The sequence below is a fragment of the Bacillus methanolicus MGA3 genome (assembly GCF_000724485.1).
Classification (GTDB): Bacteria; Bacillota; Bacilli; order Bacillales; family Cytobacillaceae; genus Bacillus_Z; species Bacillus_Z methanolicus_A.
Genome location: NZ_CP007739.1, coordinates 1,317,884 through 1,333,440 on the forward strand (window position 1 = coordinate 1,317,884; position 15,557 = coordinate 1,333,440).

At 36.2% G+C, this 15,557-nt stretch carries 17 protein-coding genes and 1 tRNA gene; 12 read left to right on the forward strand and 6 right to left on the reverse strand.

The features are described 5' to 3' along the window. Positions 1–34: 34 nt before the first annotated feature. A complete protein-coding gene (gene lexA / locus BMMGA3_RS06510) occupies positions 35–658 on the reverse strand; it encodes a transcriptional repressor LexA (protein WP_003349232.1) in 624 nt (207 codons plus the stop codon). Positions 659–814: 156 nt separating this feature from the next. Here lexA and BMMGA3_RS06515 point away from each other — a divergent pair, with 156 nt between their 5' ends. The 6 genes from BMMGA3_RS06515 (at position 815) to BMMGA3_RS06540 (ending at position 5,403) form a co-directional block, all read left to right on the forward strand. Continuing rightward, entirely contained in the window at positions 815–1,138 is a 324-nt protein-coding gene (locus tag BMMGA3_RS06515) for a cell division suppressor protein YneA (RefSeq protein ID WP_003349234.1), read from the forward strand. A 3-nt stretch (positions 1,139–1,141) separates the two neighbouring features. After that, entirely contained in the window at positions 1,142–1,810 is a 669-nt protein-coding gene (locus BMMGA3_RS06520; RefSeq protein ID WP_003349237.1) for a YneB family resolvase-like protein, read from the forward strand. A 75-nt stretch (positions 1,811–1,885) separates the two neighbouring features. Then, entirely contained in the window at positions 1,886–2,119 is a 234-nt protein-coding gene (locus BMMGA3_RS06525) for a DUF896 domain-containing protein (protein ID WP_003349239.1), read from the forward strand. Between the two features lie 327 nt (positions 2,120–2,446). Further along, positions 2,447–4,453 carry a transketolase gene (gene tkt / locus BMMGA3_RS06530; RefSeq protein WP_003349240.1) on the forward strand — a complete coding sequence of 669 codons (2,007 nt, stop codon included), beginning with the start codon at positions 2,447–2,449 and terminating at the stop codon, positions 4,451–4,453. Between the two features lie 211 nt (positions 4,454–4,664). Beyond that, positions 4,665–5,105 carry a sporulation inhibitor of replication protein SirA gene (gene sirA / locus BMMGA3_RS06535; RefSeq protein ID WP_003349241.1) on the forward strand — a complete coding sequence of 147 codons (441 nt, stop codon included), beginning with the start codon at positions 4,665–4,667 and terminating at the stop codon, positions 5,103–5,105. Positions 5,106–5,190: 85 nt separating this feature from the next. Continuing rightward, the gene (locus tag BMMGA3_RS06540) at positions 5,191–5,403 is read left to right on the forward strand and encodes a YneF family protein (protein ID WP_003349242.1); all 213 of its coding nucleotides are present in this window, start codon (positions 5,191–5,193) and stop codon (positions 5,401–5,403) included. Positions 5,404–5,645: 242 nt separating this feature from the next. On the opposite strand, the gene BMMGA3_RS06545 is transcribed toward BMMGA3_RS06540, so the two are convergent. Together BMMGA3_RS06545 and BMMGA3_RS17165 are read right to left on the reverse strand one after the other, a co-directional pair. Beyond that, positions 5,646–6,644, reverse strand: coding sequence for a DUF3231 family protein (locus tag BMMGA3_RS06545; RefSeq protein ID WP_003349243.1), 999 nt, complete (start codon positions 6,642–6,644; stop codon positions 5,646–5,648). A 233-nt stretch (positions 6,645–6,877) separates the two neighbouring features. Beyond that, positions 6,878–7,051 (reverse strand): DUF3006 family protein, encoded by a 174-nt coding sequence (locus BMMGA3_RS17165; RefSeq protein WP_003349244.1) that lies wholly within the window; start codon positions 7,049–7,051, stop codon positions 6,878–6,880. A 310-nt stretch (positions 7,052–7,361) separates the two neighbouring features. Here BMMGA3_RS17165 and BMMGA3_RS06560 point away from each other — a divergent pair, with 310 nt between their 5' ends. Continuing rightward, positions 7,362–9,110 (forward strand): ABC transporter transmembrane domain-containing protein, encoded by a 1,749-nt coding sequence (locus BMMGA3_RS06560; RefSeq protein WP_003349247.1) that lies wholly within the window; start codon positions 7,362–7,364, stop codon positions 9,108–9,110. A gap of 4 nt (positions 9,111–9,114) precedes the next feature. Next, on the forward strand, positions 9,115–10,908 hold the full coding sequence (locus tag BMMGA3_RS06565; protein ID WP_003349249.1) for an ABC transporter ATP-binding protein: 1,794 nt from the start codon (positions 9,115–9,117) through the stop codon (positions 10,906–10,908). A 47-nt stretch (positions 10,909–10,955) separates the two neighbouring features. On the opposite strand, the gene BMMGA3_RS06570 is transcribed toward BMMGA3_RS06565, so the two are convergent. Next, a complete protein-coding gene (locus tag BMMGA3_RS06570; protein WP_003349251.1) occupies positions 10,956–11,129 on the reverse strand; it encodes an aspartyl-phosphate phosphatase Spo0E family protein in 174 nt (57 codons plus the stop codon). 371 nt (positions 11,130–11,500) lie between these two features. Here BMMGA3_RS06570 and BMMGA3_RS06575 point away from each other — a divergent pair, with 371 nt between their 5' ends. From BMMGA3_RS06575 to BMMGA3_RS06585, 3 genes are all read left to right on the forward strand, one after another. Beyond that, a complete protein-coding gene (locus BMMGA3_RS06575; RefSeq protein ID WP_003349253.1) occupies positions 11,501–12,208 on the forward strand; it encodes a cytochrome c biogenesis CcdA family protein in 708 nt (235 codons plus the stop codon). A 257-nt stretch (positions 12,209–12,465) separates the two neighbouring features. Continuing rightward, on the forward strand, positions 12,466–12,822 hold the full coding sequence (locus BMMGA3_RS06580; RefSeq protein WP_003349254.1) for a response regulator: 357 nt from the start codon (positions 12,466–12,468) through the stop codon (positions 12,820–12,822). Positions 12,823–13,004: 182 nt separating this feature from the next. Continuing rightward, positions 13,005–13,493, forward strand: coding sequence for a CcdC family protein (locus BMMGA3_RS06585; RefSeq protein ID WP_003349256.1), 489 nt, complete (start codon positions 13,005–13,007; stop codon positions 13,491–13,493). A 169-nt stretch (positions 13,494–13,662) separates the two neighbouring features. Here the strand turns inward: BMMGA3_RS06585 and BMMGA3_RS06590 are convergent, their stop codons facing one another. Both BMMGA3_RS06590 and BMMGA3_RS17800 read right to left on the reverse strand, forming a co-directional pair. After that, positions 13,663–14,088 (reverse strand): DUF2621 domain-containing protein, encoded by a 426-nt coding sequence (locus BMMGA3_RS06590; RefSeq protein WP_003349257.1) that lies wholly within the window; start codon positions 14,086–14,088, stop codon positions 13,663–13,665. A 164-nt stretch (positions 14,089–14,252) separates the two neighbouring features. Further along, positions 14,253–14,349 (reverse strand) — tRNA-Sec (locus BMMGA3_RS17800). A 218-nt stretch (positions 14,350–14,567) separates the two neighbouring features. Here BMMGA3_RS17800 and BMMGA3_RS06595 point away from each other — a divergent pair. After that, positions 14,568–15,341: a hypothetical protein gene (locus BMMGA3_RS06595; RefSeq protein ID WP_003349259.1), complete on the forward strand. Its 774-nt coding sequence runs from the start codon at positions 14,568–14,570 to the stop codon at positions 15,339–15,341. The last annotated feature ends 216 nt before the right edge of the window (positions 15,342–15,557 follow it).

Here is a 15,557-nt window from a genome sequence, read left to right on the forward strand (position 1 = left end):
AATATGTTGGATTGAGTCAGCCTTTTTGGAAAATTCAGTGAATCTGGCGGTAAACGCCGATAACTTTTCCAAGAATCGAGACATTTTTTAATATAATAGGTTCCATTGTTGAATTCTCAGGCTGCAGACGAATATAATCTTTTTCTTTAAAAAATCTTTTAACTGTCGCTTCATCTTCTTCTGTCATTGCAACTACAATATCTCCGTTATTTGCCGTCTTTTGCTGTCTTACAATAACATAATCCCCATCTAATATTCCGGCTTCAATCATACTGTCTCCCATAACCTCTAGCATAAATATTTGCTCATCAGCCGGAACCATCCGTTCGGGAAGAGGGAAGAATTCTTCCACATTTTCGATAGCGGTAATTGGCTGCCCTGCTGTAACTTTACCGACAACCGGTACATTTACGACATTGTTTTTTGGAATTTGCGTTGCTTCATCCATGTCTAAAATTTCAATAGCTCTTGGCTTTGTTGGATCCCGACGGATAAGCCCTTTGCTTTCTAGGCGCGCTAGATGCCCGTGCACCGTAGAACTGGAAGCAAGCCCCACCGCTTGACCAATTTCCCTGACGGAAGGGGGATAGCCTTTCTTTTTTACTTCTTCTTTTATAAAATTCAAAATATCTTGCTGCCTTTTGGATAATTTTGCCATAAAAATCGCACCTCATACGAAATTGTTGTGTTAATTATAGCATGTACTACATAAAAATACAAACGTAAGTTCGAATTTTTTATTGACACAAAACAAATGTTCGATTTATACTTTAAATAACAAACAGAACATGTATTCGGTATAGGGGTGTTGTTCATGAAAAAAATCTGGAAACAATATTCATATGCTATTATTCTGGTAATTGTAAGTCTTGCAGCAGCACTTTTGTTTGCCAATTATGTAAAGGTCGCCAATTCTGAAGGTTATTTAAAGGTAACTGTTAAAGACGGGGAATCGCTTTGGACTATAGCAGAAAAATATTCGAACAGGCATGGGTTGTCCTCTGATGAGTTTATCAGCTGGGTTGAAAGAACAAATGGCATTAATGGTGATAAAATCTATCCAGGTGAAGAACTAGTGATCCCTGTATTGGAAAAATCTGAAGGACAAGTCGAAGTTACTAATTATGCAGGTGAGTAATACATGGAGAAAAGAAACGGAAACAAGGCAATTATTTATTGCCGTGTGAGTACAACAAAAGAAACACAGGAAACGTCCTTAAAACGGCAGGAAGAAGAGTTAAAAGAGCTTGCTGAAAAGTACGGGTTTCATATTAAGAGAGTGATTAAAGAGCAGGCAAGCGGGTATGAACTGGAGCGGGAAGGGATGCTGGAACTCCTGGAAACAATCATTGAGGACAGGGACATAAGTGCAATACTTATACAGGATGAAACGAGACTTGGAAGAGGGAATACGAAAATCGTCTTGTTGCATTGCATTTTAAAAGAAGGAGTTAAATTGTACACGATTTCTCATAATGGCGAGCTTCAATTATCAGAAGCTGATTCGATGGTATTGAAAATTGTTGGCATGGTGGAAGAATACCAGCGAAAATTACATAATATTAAGATTAAACGGGGCATGAAACGTGCAGTTAAGAATGGCTATCGGCCGGAAAATAATCTTAAAAATATTGGCGAAAATGCCGGAAGAGAACGTAAAGAAGTTCCAATCGAGGAAATTGTTCGGCTCCGGAATAATGACTTAACTTTTGCAGAAATTGCAGCTACACTAAGAGGATTTGGTTATGATGTTTCAAAAGCGACTGTCCATAGAAGGTATCAAGAATATAAGGAAATGGAATCCAATTAGAGCATATTCCTTGTAAAGAGCTCACTTCTTTAGTAAGATGTTCATTAGCTTAAATAGATGAAAAGGAGCTTTTAGATGCTGTCGAAAGAATTAATTGCAAGGATTAATGCATTAGCTAAAAAGGCTAAAGTATCTGGCTTGACAGAAGAAGAGGCGAAAGAGCAGTCAAAACTACGACGCCAGTATTTGGAATCATTCCGCTCTTCGATGCTAACTACCTTAAAAGGTGTTACGATTGTTGATCCATTGGGTAATGACGTAACTCCCGAAAAGTTGAAACAATTGCAAAAAAAGGATCGTTTGCATTAATGATCATATGATCAATGGGGCTGGCCTGCAGGAAGTCATTCTTGCTCTTGGTGCCAGTCCTTTTTCTGTGGAAGAGGGGCGAGCTGCACTAACAAAAATAAAAATGTTATTCTGCTAGAGCTAAAACCTTTTTTTATAAAAGTTTATTCTTTTTACATTTCTATCAATGGCAAGTGTGGAAACAAAATAAAAATTGATTCCGCTTACATGATCATGTGTGAAAAAATACCTCCTACAAATAGTTGACACAAAAATTTCTTTATTGTATAAAAAATTCAAAAACTATAAAATAAAAGAAGAATTAAAATATTGAAAGGGTGGTTAGAATTGTTTGATAAAATTGACCATTTATCAATAACCTCGATACGTACACTTTCCATCGATGCGATTGATAAGGCTAACTCTGGACATCCGGGTATGCCGATGGGAGCTGCACCGATGGCATACACTCTTTGGACAAAATATATGAACCATAATCCAAAGAATCCTAATTGGTTTAACCGCGATCGTTTTGTTCTATCTGCAGGTCATGGTTCCATGCTTTTATACAGCTTGCTTCATTTGTCAGGATATGACGTGACCATTGATGATCTTAAACAATTCCGCCAATGGGGCAGCAAAACACCTGGTCATCCTGAGTACGGTCATACACCTGGAGTTGAAGCAACAACTGGGCCGTTAGGACAAGGTATTGCTATGGCAGTTGGAATGGCGATGGCTGAGCGTCATTTGGCAGCGGTATATAATAAGGAAAAATATCCGATTATTGACCATTATACATACAGTATATGTGGTGATGGTGATTTAATGGAAGGTGTTTCTGCAGAAGCAGCTTCTTTAGCCGGTCATTTAAAATTGGGCCGCTTAATTGTTTTATACGATTCCAATGATATATCTTTGGATGGAGAACTTAACCGTTCTTTCTCTGAAAGTGTGGAAATGCGTTTCAAATCGTACGGCTGGCAATATATCCGAGTAGAAGACGGAAATGACCTCGAAGCCATTGCGAAAGCAATTGAAGAAGCAAAACAAGATGAAAGCCGTCCAACATTAATTGAAGTAAAAACCATTATTGGTTATGGATCTCCGAATTTGTCCGGAACATCAGATATTCATGGTTCTCCTCTAGGTCCTGAAGAACGAAAGCTTACAAAAGAGGCTTACAAATGGACTTTCGAAGAAGACTTCTATGTTCCTCAGGAAGTTTATGATCATTTTAAACAACAAGTTTTAGAACGAGGAGAAGCAAAAGAGCAAGAATGGAATGAGTTATTTGAACAATATAAAAGAGAATATCCTGAATTAGGAAAACAGCTCGAACAGGCAATAAATGGAGAACTTCCGGAAGGATGGGATAAAGATATCCCTGTTTATAAAGAAGGAACAAGCCTTGCAAGCCGTGCTTCATCCGGTGAAGTGTTAAATGCGATTGCGAAAAACCTTCCTTCTTTTATCGGAGGCTCGGCAGATCTTGCTAGTTCTAATAAAACAACGATTAAAGGGGCAGGGGATTATTCACCGGAATCTTTTGAAGGAAAAAACATTTGGTTCGGTGTTCGTGAGTTTGCAATGGGTGCAGCTCTAAACGGAATGGCTCTCCATGGCGGATTGAAAGTATTTGGCGGCACTTTCTTTGTTTTCTCTGATTATTTGCGTCCGGCTATTCGCTTAGCAGCTTTAATGAAACTTCCTGTCATATACGTATTTACCCATGACAGTATTGCTGTCGGAGAAGACGGACCAACACACGAACCAGTTGAACATCTTGCATCTTTACGGGCAATGCCAAATCTTTCTGTCATCCGTCCTGCCGATGGAAATGAAACAGCTGCTGCATGGAGATTGGCGGTTGAATCAAAAGATAAGCCAACTGCTTTAGTTCTTTCACGCCAAAATCTCCCTACATTAAAAGGATCAGCTGAAAAAGCTTACGATGGGGTTTCAAAAGGTGCATATGTTGTGTCGCCAGCAGACAAAGATACTCCTGATGCGTTGCTCCTAGCTTCTGGTTCAGAAGTTGGTCTTGCAGTGGAAGCCCAAGCTCGTCTTGCGGAAGAAGGAATTCACGTATCTGTTATTAGTATGCCTTCGTGGGATCGTTTTGAGGCACAGTCCAAGGAGTATAAAGAAAGTGTTATTCCTAAAAATGTTAAGAAACGTTTAGTGATTGAAATGGCTTCATCGTTAGGTTTGCACCGTTATGCTGGAGATGAGGGAGACGTATTGTCAATTGACCAATTCGGAGCTTCGGCACCTGGCGAAAAAATTATGGAAGAATATGGTTTTAATGTAGAAAATGTTGTTGCAAAAGTAAAAGCTTTACTTAAACAATAATATAAATTTCGAAAGAGAGCGGATCACGCTCTCTTTTTTTTATTAAAGAAAAAAATCAAAGTAGCAATAAACGAATCCTTTTTTTATAATAATATTTAGAAATTTTAGAATTCGACAAAACTTGCTTTTTTCTCTGACAGAAAAAGACAAACCCTGCTGTTATCCTTTTTTATAATGAATTATAGGAGGTTGTCAATAAGGAGGGGAAATTTTGAGAACGTATACACTTTATTTAATAGAAGATGAGTTTGCATTTCATTATTTTGGAAGAGAGCGAATGTTTTATCAATTGTTTAAGGAGTACGAGTGTTCAATTGGAAATCTCAGAACCATTCTTGAAATGCAGATCAACTATATAACCAAGCCTATTCCAAAGTTGCGCCTTCAACAACTGATCCATCAAAAGTTAAATAAAAACAAAGATTTTCACATAGAAGAGGGAGTTTACTACATAAAAAAGGGCAGCAGTGGCAGTTGGGCCAGGCTTGAAGTTAACGATCGATTTTTAAAATTGGACTCAAAAGGCAGCTATGATGCGGAAACGGAGTTTTTTGAAGTGCTTCGTAAATGTGAATCATCTTTTTTAGCTGTAGACTTGGACCATCACAAGTACGGATGGCTAAAACCTATAAAAGAAAGAAAATCTGTTTAACTCTGGGAAATGTAAATCAAATATTGTATAATTACGTTTGGTTTAGTACACTGTATTTTAGACAACATGAAGGAGGAAATATGGTATGTGGAATCTCATTCTAGTTGGTATACTGGCACTTTTGGCCGGTGTAGCACTAGGATTTTTCATTGCTCGAAAATATATGATGAGCTACTTAAAGAAAAATCCGCCAATTAATGAGCAAATGCTAAAAATGATGATGATGCAGATGGGAATGAAACCGTCACAAAAGAAAATTAATCAAATGATGAACGCCATGAATAAGCAATTGAAATAATTGGACAAGCACAAGTCCTAATAAATAAGGTTTTCTCATTTGATCAAAGCAATTCATTCGAAAAGATGAATGAGAAGAGAATTTAGTGAATCTTTCCCCGATATTTTTTATTTAAAAAATTGTGAATCTTTTTATTTACTAGCAAAGACCACTCAACTCGTTGGTAATTTAGCCAATGAAGAAAGTGGTCTTTAATGATTGTTTAGCCGAATGATTCACAAAAATGAAAAAAGATTATTATGTCAAATAGGTAATTGTTGTCTACTGCTGGCTTCTGGAGGTTTTTCCAGCCATCCGTTTTTGATCATAATGTTTCCGCAAATCGCACTCATTTTCAAATCTCTGAAAATGGATGCCTCGCAATGACCGATTATATCTGCCCTCATACTGGTAGATAATGCGGTTCCATAATAAGACATTGCCGTATTAAATAAAAACCCGCTTTGTGCCATCATAAATTTATCTGAAAAAGGTGAGATTAAAGAATTTGTAACTTGATTATCTAATAAAGGAGGAGAATGCAGATTTTCTTCATGTAAGATAGAAGAAAAGATGCGAATGTGTTTGTTTACTAATTTTACACCTTTTTCCATAAAATCACGTACTTCTTTATTCTTTGCAACTTGCATAAAACCGAGTAAAACCGCTTTTGTTACAATACTTTTCTTTAAATTAAAGAAAATATTTCCACATTCAACTGAATTTAACTTTCTTCGTTTTCCGATTATATCAACTGCATAACTAACATCGGAAATGAATTCATTTGTATCTGGAATAGTAAAACTAGGGGGGCTATCAAAAAGTCCTTTGGATAAAAGAACATCAATTGATTTATTATAAACATTCATCGCATCGAGATTACATTGATAGTGAAAATCCCGAATGTCTTTACGAATCGAAACACTAAACGACAAGTTATGTCCAGTTAGTCCATGAATTGTCATATTGTAAATATATTCCAACCAAAAATAATCTGTGAACAGTGGAGGAGCATTTAAGTTTACGTCTTCGTCTGTAAAACCAATAGGTATAGGATAATCTTCCTTTTGAAAGATAGCTTTTATTTCTTCTATGTGCTTTTTTGATAAATCAAGCGATAATTGATAAACTGAACGAATTTCAGGATCTTTAATCGTTGCCAGTACAAATTTACAACCACAAACCGCTGAAGTTTCCTGCAAATATTGCATCCATAAACTTGCAATTTCAGAAGAAGATAATCGAGATGCGTTTCCATTCAAAATTATTACCTCCAATGATAAATCGTTGTAATACCTGTCAAAATAGTTTTGCGTATAGCGATGATTTTATACCCGCATAGAAGAAAATAAATGAATTTACTGAAAAATTTTCCCCAATAAAAAATTCCTTCAAATTTTCCTCTATTGAAAGCAAAAGAAAAAATAAAATTAGCCCTTCGATACATTCGAGAGGGCTAATTTTCCAAATCTTCTTTTATCAAATTTTTAACATTTTAACGTAGTTGATCCATTTCTTCTTTAAGTATGATTATTTTATCTCCAACAATCTCCACTACGTCACCAATTTCAATTTCTGCAGGAAATAAACTTTTGGATAATTCCCTGGTTTTCCCATTTATCTCAACTACTACTATATCTCCTTTAAAACGTTCAACTAATCCTTTCATATAATCACTTCCTTTCTGTTTTTATCGATATGTTTGTCTTCTGGCGGAAATCATACCTGTTCTAAACAATTTGTCATAATTGTCTTTCGCCGATTTATTGTTTTTGGAGTAGGATATATGAAAATTATAACATGAGAGAAGATGAAAAAATTGTTAAAAAATATAAATTATTCTTAAAGAATATTTCATTTCTTTTTCGCTTATCAGAAAATATAAATGTAATAATGTTCCTTATTTTAGAAATTTTTGATAAACTAGAAAAGCATTTAATAATGAAAAGCTTTAAATGTATTTCAGCGGAGGAACAACAATGAAAGTATTTATTGATTTGATGTGGTTTTTTAAGCAGGAAAAAAAAGCTTATTTTACAGGTGCACTGCTGCTTTTGGCAGTAGCTTTTTTAGAGATTGTCCCCCCAAAGATTATTGGCATTGTTGTTGACCATATAGTGAATGGCACGTTAACAGGCTGGATGCTTATCAAATGGATCAGCGTTTTAATAATGGCAGGTCTTATCATGTATGTATTGCGTTATTATTGGCGAGTCATGATATTTGGATCTGCTGTAAAACTTTCGCGGTTATTGAGAGATAAGTTATTTAAACATTTTACGGATATGTCGCAATCTTTTTATCAAAAGCGGCGCATTGGAGATTTGATGGCCCATGCAACGAATGATCTGGAGGCGATTCAGCAAACTGCCGGTCTCGGAGTCCTTACACTTATTGATTCGCTTTCGACAGGCGGTTTTGTTATTATCGCCATGGCAGTTACAATCAGCTGGAAGCTGACCCTTATCGCTTTAATACCTATGCCTTTTATGGCGCTTTTAACGAACTGGTACGGAACGCTTTTACATAGGTATTTCCATAAAGCACAGGAAGCATTTTCATCTTTAAATGATAAAACACAAGAAAGTATAACAGGAATCAAAGTAATTAAGACGTTTGGCCAAGAAAAAGAGGATATTGAAGATTTTCGAAATATGTCCGAAGATGTGGTAAAAAAGAATATTTTAGTTGCAAAGGTGGATTCCTTATATGATCCAACTATTTCCCTCATTGTAGGCATTTCGTTTTTCTTATCGGTCGTATTCGGGGCAAAATATGTCCTTAATGGTGTCCTATCAATAGGTGAACTTGTTTCCTTTACGACATATCTTGGCTTGCTCATTTGGCCGATGCTTGCTTTCGGATGGCTGTTTAATATTGTAGAAAGAGGAAGGGCGTCTTATGATCGTGTTTCTGCTTTGCTTAGTGAAAAAGGAGAGATTGAGGAAAACGAAGATGCTCTAGAAATCGTTCCGACTGGGAATATTGAATACAAAATCCGCTCTTTTTCTTATCCTAATGAAAAGAAACCGGTTTTAAGGGATATTTTCTTTAAGATCAGAAAAGGGGAAACAGTAGGGATTGTTGGAAAAACAGGTGCAGGAAAAACAACGTTGTTAAAGCTTTTAATTCGTGAATTTGAAGGTTATGATGGAACTATTTTTTTCGGGAATGCGCCGTTGCGTGATTATAAGCTGCAATCTTTAAGAGAAGCCATTGGCTATGTTCCACAGGACCATTTTCTATTTTCGGCAACAGTTAGTGAAAACATTGCATTTGGAAAACCTGATGCTTCAAAAGAAGAGATTATTGAAGCAGCGAAAACAGCTAATATTCATCAGGATATTCTTGAATTTACTGAAGGGTATGAAACGGTGGTTGGAGAACGTGGAGTTTCTTTATCAGGCGGACAGAAACAGCGAATTTCGATCGCGCGAGCTTTATTAATGGATCCTGAGGTTTTGATTCTTGATGATTCTCTCTCAGCTGTCGATGCTAAGACAGAAGAAGCGATTCTTACTGCTTTAAAAGAAAACAGAGAAGGGAAAACAACAATCATAACAACCCATCGTATAAGTTCTATTCAACATGCAAATTTCATTCTTGTTCTAGAAGACGGTAAAATTGCTCAGCGCGGTACCAATGAGGAACTCATGCTTGAAGAAGGATGGTATAAGGAAATGTACTTGCGGCAGCAGCTTGAAGAATTAGTGGAACATGGAGGATAAGGAAATGGAAAAAATCCAATCGATGAACGGCAAGGAACAACGTCAAGTATTATTTCGATTACTTTCATATACAAAACCACACTCGAAAACCATTATTTTTGCCTTTTGTCTTTTGTTATTGACTACGGCAGGGGAAATTCTTGGCCCGATCCTGGTGAAAATCTTTATAGACGACTATTTAACCCCTAGAAATCTTTTATTTAAGCCTTTGTTCGTCCTCGGAGCAGCCTTTTTAGTTCTTCAAATAGCAAATGTACTTGTCTCTTATTTTCAATTGCTTACCTTTCAAAAAATTGCCTTGAAAATTATTCAACAACTCAGAATCGATGTTTTTTCAAAGGTTCAAGCACTTGGACTAAAATATTTTGATAAAACACCTGCCGGCAGTATCGTTTCAAGGGTAACAAATGATACAGAAGCAATTAAGGATATGTTCGTTACGGTTATCGTCACTTTTATTCAGAGTTTCTTTCTTTTAACAGGAATATTTGTGGCCATGTTTATTCTGAATGTGAAACTAGCCTTGTTTTGTATCGTGATCCTTCCTATTATATATATGATCATGAGGACGTACAGAAAATATAGTTCGATTTTTTATCAGGAGGTGCGTGAACGTCTTAGTGAACTCAATGCGAAATTAAGTGAATCTTTGCAGGGCATGGCGATCATCCAGGTGTTTCGTCAAGAACAGCGGTTGAGAAAAGAATTTGGGGAGATTAATGAAAAACATTATCAGGCAGGGATGCGAAATATTAAAATCGATGGTTTGCTTTTAAGGCCTGCAATTGATTTGGTTTATACGTTAGCGCTGATCATAGTTTTGAGCTTTTTTGGAATTACTTCATTTGCCGGCAGAATTGAAATTGGTGTCCTTTATGCGTTTATCAATTATTTAGACCGTTTCTTTGAACCTGTAAATAATATGATGATGCGTCTATCGTTATTTCAACAGGCAATTGTCGCAGGCTCTCGTGTTTTTAAGCTTTTGGATGAAGAGGAACTTGCTCCTTCTCAGGGCAGGGAGTCAACCTTAAAGATTGAAGACGGGGAAATTGAGTTTCGGAACGTTAGCTTTTCCTATGACGGAATTAGGGATGTTTTAAAAAATATATCCTTCAAAGCAAAACCGGGAGAAACGGTGGCACTTGTCGGACATACGGGCAGCGGCAAAAGCTCAATCATTAACCTCCTCATGCGATTCTATGAATTTGAGCGAGGAGAAATTCTTATTGATGGAAGGTCGATTAAAGACTATCCGGAAGAAGAAATCAGGACAAAAATTGGACTTGTTTTGCAGGACCCATTTTTGTTTTTTGGAAATGTGAAAGATAATATTCGACTTTATAACAAATATTTGACAGATGAACAAGTAATTGAAGCAGCACGGTTTGTTCAGGCTCATACGTTTATCGAGAAGCTTGAAAATGGATATGAGCATGAAGTAGTTGAAAGAGGAGCGACTTTTTCAAGCGGACAGCGGCAGCTAATCGCATTTGCGAGAACCATTGCGACGAACCCCAAAATACTTGTCCTAGATGAAGCAACAGCTAATATTGATACGGAAACAGAAGAAGCCATTCAAACAGCGCTGGAAAAAATGAGAAAAGGCCGAACAACGATAGCAATTGCTCATCGTCTGTCTACGATCCAGGATGCAGACTTAATTCTCGTTCTTCACCAAGGGGAAATTGTAGAAAGAGGTACACACCAGCAGTTGCTTGCAAGGAGAGGACTTTACCATAAAATGTATTTGCTGCAAAATGGATTGGTTGATCATCTTGAAGACGCAGTCAATTAAAGAAATACGAGCAAAAAAACAACAGCCAAGATTTTTCCGTGCTGTTGCTAATTGACTGTCTGGATTTTTTTTATAAAGGTGCGGTTATACTCATTCAAAAGGATATCAAGCTCTTGGCTATGTTTAATTGCAACAGACGAATTAAGGCCGTTTTTTGATACCACTTGGATGAGTTCAGCTCGTTTTTTTTCAATTAATGAAAGCAGGTCTTGTTTCGTCACGGCTGATTTTCCTTTCGTAAATGCTTGGATCGATCTTTATTCAAAACTATTAAAAGACTTATAATATTACGTCTATGTAAAAATATGATATATAATAGAAAAAATTGTTAAGTCTATTACAGTATAACGGATTTTGGTAATTAATTCAAAAGAAAATTTTGTCCAATTTGTGTATTTTTTTGTAGAAAAGGGGCGAAGCAGCGCTAACAAAATAAAAATGTTAATCTGCTTGAGCAAGAACCTTGTTTAGCATTGTATTAAGATGTCCAATCTTAAAACAAAAGACAAAAAATGTTCACATCTTAATTATTATCTTTTCATCATAAGATTTGTTAGAATGAGTAGGAATCATGTATACAGGAGATGTTCAAATGTCTGATATTAATGTGTTTATTGCTCTTGGTGCAGGATTTTTGAGTTTTATTTCTCCTTGCTGTCTTCCGTTATATCCGGCGTTTCTCTCCTATATTACCGGGATGTCGGTAGGGGAAATCAAAACAGAAAATGCGATGCTTCAAAGGCGGAGTTTGGTTCATACATTATTTTTTCTGTTAGGGTTTTCCGTAATTTTTATTGCGATCGGATTTACAACATCTTTTATCGGTCAATTTTTTGCTGAGTACAAGGACTTAATCAGGCAGATTGGAGCTATTTTTATTGTATTTTTTGGCCTAGTGATTGTGGGAATTTTGAATCCTGAATTTATGATGAAGGACCGGCGATTTGAATTTAAAAATCGTCCATCGGGATACATTGGTTCTGCTTTTATCGGAATGGCGTTTGCCGCAGGCTGGACGCCTTGTACAGGACCGATTTTAATGTCAGTCTTTGCTTTGGCTGCTTCTAATCCAGGTTCAGGCCTGTTGTACATGATCGCATATACGTTAGGTTTCGCTATTCCATTTTTTGTTTTGTCCTTTTTCATTGGAAAACTGCAATGGATTAAAAAGCATAATGTTACGATCATGAAGATTGGAGGCTATATCATGATCGTAATGGGAATTATTTTATTTTTTAATTGGATGACGAAAATGATTTCGATTGTTACTAGTGTTTTTGGAGGATATACCGGCTTTTAATTTTTAATAAATAAGAACTCTTTTTGATTTATAACAAGCCGTTGTTTTATCATAAATCCCCTTCGAGTCTCATGAAACAATTATTAAATTCTCGTGAAATTTTACGAAATTTGTCGCAATCTTTGAATTGAAATTTTTTCTAAGATTCGATATATTGTAATATGTGTGCTTTTGAGAAAGATATTTGTCTATTTGTATGTTACAACTGCAAGTTTCTATGGATATACATTCGTTGTGAGTGTCGAGGGGGAGCAGCGATGGCAAAAATATTAATTGTTGATGACGCCAAATTTATGAGAATTACGTTATCAAATATATTAAAAAAAGCAAATCATGAAGTCGTTGGAGAAGGCGAGACCGGAAAAGACGCGATTGAATTGTATCGCCAGTTGAATCCCGATTTAGTCACAATGGACATAACGATGCCGGAAATGAGCGGAATTGAGGCTGTCAAAGAAATTAAAAAGGAGTTTCCACAAGCGAAAGTGATCATGTGTTCTGCCATGGGGCAGCAAAAAATGGTTGTGGAAGCAATCGAAGCGGGGGCAAAGGACTTTATCGTCAAGCCGTTTGACGAAGCGCGAGTACTTGATGCAATTAACAGAGTTTTATAATAGAAATTAGCCATTTAAGATGTTCTTAAATGGTTTTTTTTTGGTTGTAAATGTAAGAGATTGCTGGAAATGTTTAGAATTCTGAACACTTGTTTATTATGTTCATTATCATTTTCAAAAAAAGCTTGTTTACGATATAATGATAGTGCAAATCCAAAAATGCTTAAAAGGGATGACGGTTTATGAACATGGTTATTGCTTCTTCAATTGCAGCGATTGGAATGGCTGTACTTGTTATATTCATCCGGATAAAAGCCGCAAAAAAACCGGTCACAGTAAAAAAAATCATTTTACCGCCGATTTTTATGAGCACAGGTGCGCTCATGTTTTTATTTCCAAAGTTCCGGGTAACTCCGATGGAAATATTGGAAGCATTATCGGTCGGTATGCTGTTTTCGATCTTATTAATCAAAACATCCACATTTGAAATTCGCGATGATGAAATTTATTTAAAGCGGTCAAAAGCATTTATTTTTATCCTTATCGGTTTGCTTATTATCAGGATTATTATCAAATCAATTTTAAGTTCACAAATTGATTATGGTCAGCTGAGTGGAATGTTCTGGATTCTTGCGTATGGAATGATCGTGCCTTGGCGTGTTGCCATGTACGTAAATTACAAAAAACTGTATAATCAATTAAATGGATCAACAAATACAAAAATGATTTAAAATGGGGCTTATTCATAAGAGTCTGACTCCCTCTGTATTTGGAGGAGTCTGACTCTCAGCCCGGTTTTTTTATTTTAGAGAGAAATGAAGGATTGTTTCGATCGTCTCTTGTTTCTAAGGCTTCGTATTCTGAAAAAGGAAATAAAAAACTGCCCTTATTCAGGCAGTTCTAAAATAAATGTTCATATGGCGAAAGATCGATGTTCTTTTCTGATAATTTTTTCCGCAAAAATTTATGGTCACGCTTTGGTGTGGCAATAATGTATCCCCGTATGATAAGATCCTCTGTAATTTGATCGGCCTTTTCTTTAAGAGCAAGTTCGCCGATTTTACCGGCAATTTTTTGCCTTGCAACATCCCTGAATAATTCTGGTACAGGGCTGACCAGATCTTCAAGAAGTTCTTTCTGTTCCTCTTTCCACAAATGCCGGGTCTCATTGACGTAATATTCTTCCCAATCCAGTTCTGACTTTCCATCTTCTTTTGGCAGTCTTTTTAAAAATTTGCGGAACATAAAGAATCCGCCGATTGCAAAAGAAGAAATGAGCACGACGATCCAGAATAAAATAAACCATAAAAACCAGCCTTCAAGCATTGCATTCACCTACAAAAAAATTTTCAAACAATTTCTATCATCCTATTATAGTCATTTCGGGGCTTTTAAGACAAGTTTTATGGAATGGGGGGTGTGAGTGTTAAATCAGTTTTTTGACTATCTAAATCGATGTCCTAAAACAGAGGTCATGTTTGAAGGTCAAATGGCGGGACTGCGTGGGAATCGAACCCACCAGAGACGTCACGCGCCTCTCAAGCGGTTTTGAAGACCGTGGGGGACACCAGTACCCCGTTCAGCCCCAATATTTGAGACAAACATTATTATAAAGGTAATACGTAAACCTTTCAAGGAAATGATTGAATCGGAACAATGCCTTCAAAGTTTTTGGAACCATGTCCTTTTGTCTTCTTTCTTTATATATAACGAGTGGAAAGAAGTTGGGGCGGCAATACAAGTGTTGATTAAAAATCTTATTAATTTGTAGGAATATGCCCCAAGAAAGAAAGGGGCATTTTTTTATGAAATCGGGAAATATTGAACAATTTAAAGAACTTTCACAGTTTCGGGATTTGAAGGATTTCAATAATCATTTTGAACAGTGGATGACAGATTTGAAGGATCAGTTTACGAAAAGTGAAACGATCGCATTAAAGAGGCTTGTACGCTTTTCTGCAAAGATTCCTGGCGTTTGCAATGCGAAGATTCAATCAATTGTATCAGCTACCCATAAACATTCTGAAATGGGTGGGATTAGCCGTTCAACATTTGAACGTATGTTAAGAAAAGCGAAAAAGTTTGGCTTAATTCACATCATTCATACTCAGTCCAAAAATGGCAGACAAGGTCACAGTGTTTATGTCTTTCAAAAATACCCAACAAAGCAAGAAACGGAACCTATTTTAAATGAAGCAGCTGAAGCAGGATCAATTGACGCACCTAATAAGAAACCATCAAAGAATAAAACTATCAATCTAAAAAATAAACGTACAATGGCGTTAAACTCTTCATTCGTCAGTAATAAAATCCCTTCTTCGTTTACGAACCTTGTGAAATGCTTCTACGATGATGCTTGGACGATCGAGGAATTTTACAAGGTTGTTCATGTAAGCACTCGATGCCTTTCTTATTACACTGAAGAGGACAAGCTTGAATTGGCTGTTAAAGCATTCAAACAGCTAGTTCGGAACATGAAACTTAAGAAGACAAAAATTAAAAACGTTTTCGGTTATTATTGGGGGATTTGCAACAAAATGTTGGATGAGGAGTATTTTGAAATTCTTAATTATACTTAGAAGGCGATGACATTCTAAATTTTAGATATATGAGCTGTCGTTTCGAAAAATGAGCCTTTATTTGAAGATATGAGTCTTTATTTCGAAAAATGAGCCCTTATATGAATTTATGAGCCGTCATTCCAAAAAATGAGCCTTTAATACTATGAAATTTTTGAACTATTTTATCTTTTTCATCGCTTTTAAATTGACATTATAAAAACAATGTAAAATAAT

Coding starts and splice junctions, on each gene's coding strand:
- BMMGA3_RS06590 (WP_003349257.1), bottom strand. CDS start 14,088: ATGCTTGAAGGCTGGTTTTTATGGTTTATTTTATTCTGGATCGTCGTG.
- lexA (WP_003349232.1), bottom strand. CDS start 658: ATGGCAAAATTATCCAAAAGGCAGCAAGATATTTTGAATTTTATAAAA.
- BMMGA3_RS06585 (WP_003349256.1), top strand. CDS start 13,005: ATGAACATGGTTATTGCTTCTTCAATTGCAGCGATTGGAATGGCTGTA.
- BMMGA3_RS06595 (WP_003349259.1), top strand. CDS start 14,568: ATGAAATCGGGAAATATTGAACAATTTAAAGAACTTTCACAGTTTCGG.
- BMMGA3_RS06560 (WP_003349247.1), top strand. CDS start 7,362: ATGAAAGTATTTATTGATTTGATGTGGTTTTTTAAGCAGGAAAAAAAA.
- BMMGA3_RS17165 (WP_003349244.1), bottom strand. CDS start 7,051: ATGAAAGGATTAGTTGAACGTTTTAAAGGAGATATAGTAGTAGTTGAG.
- BMMGA3_RS06515 (WP_003349234.1), top strand. CDS start 815: ATGAAAAAAATCTGGAAACAATATTCATATGCTATTATTCTGGTAATT.
- BMMGA3_RS06565 (WP_003349249.1), top strand. CDS start 9,115: ATGGAAAAAATCCAATCGATGAACGGCAAGGAACAACGTCAAGTATTA.
- BMMGA3_RS06520 (WP_003349237.1), top strand. CDS start 1,142: ATGGAGAAAAGAAACGGAAACAAGGCAATTATTTATTGCCGTGTGAGT.
- BMMGA3_RS06575 (WP_003349253.1), top strand. CDS start 11,501: ATGTCTGATATTAATGTGTTTATTGCTCTTGGTGCAGGATTTTTGAGT.
- BMMGA3_RS06580 (WP_003349254.1), top strand. CDS start 12,466: ATGGCAAAAATATTAATTGTTGATGACGCCAAATTTATGAGAATTACG.
- BMMGA3_RS06540 (WP_003349242.1), top strand. CDS start 5,191: ATGTGGAATCTCATTCTAGTTGGTATACTGGCACTTTTGGCCGGTGTA.
- BMMGA3_RS06525 (WP_003349239.1), top strand. CDS start 1,886: ATGCTGTCGAAAGAATTAATTGCAAGGATTAATGCATTAGCTAAAAAG.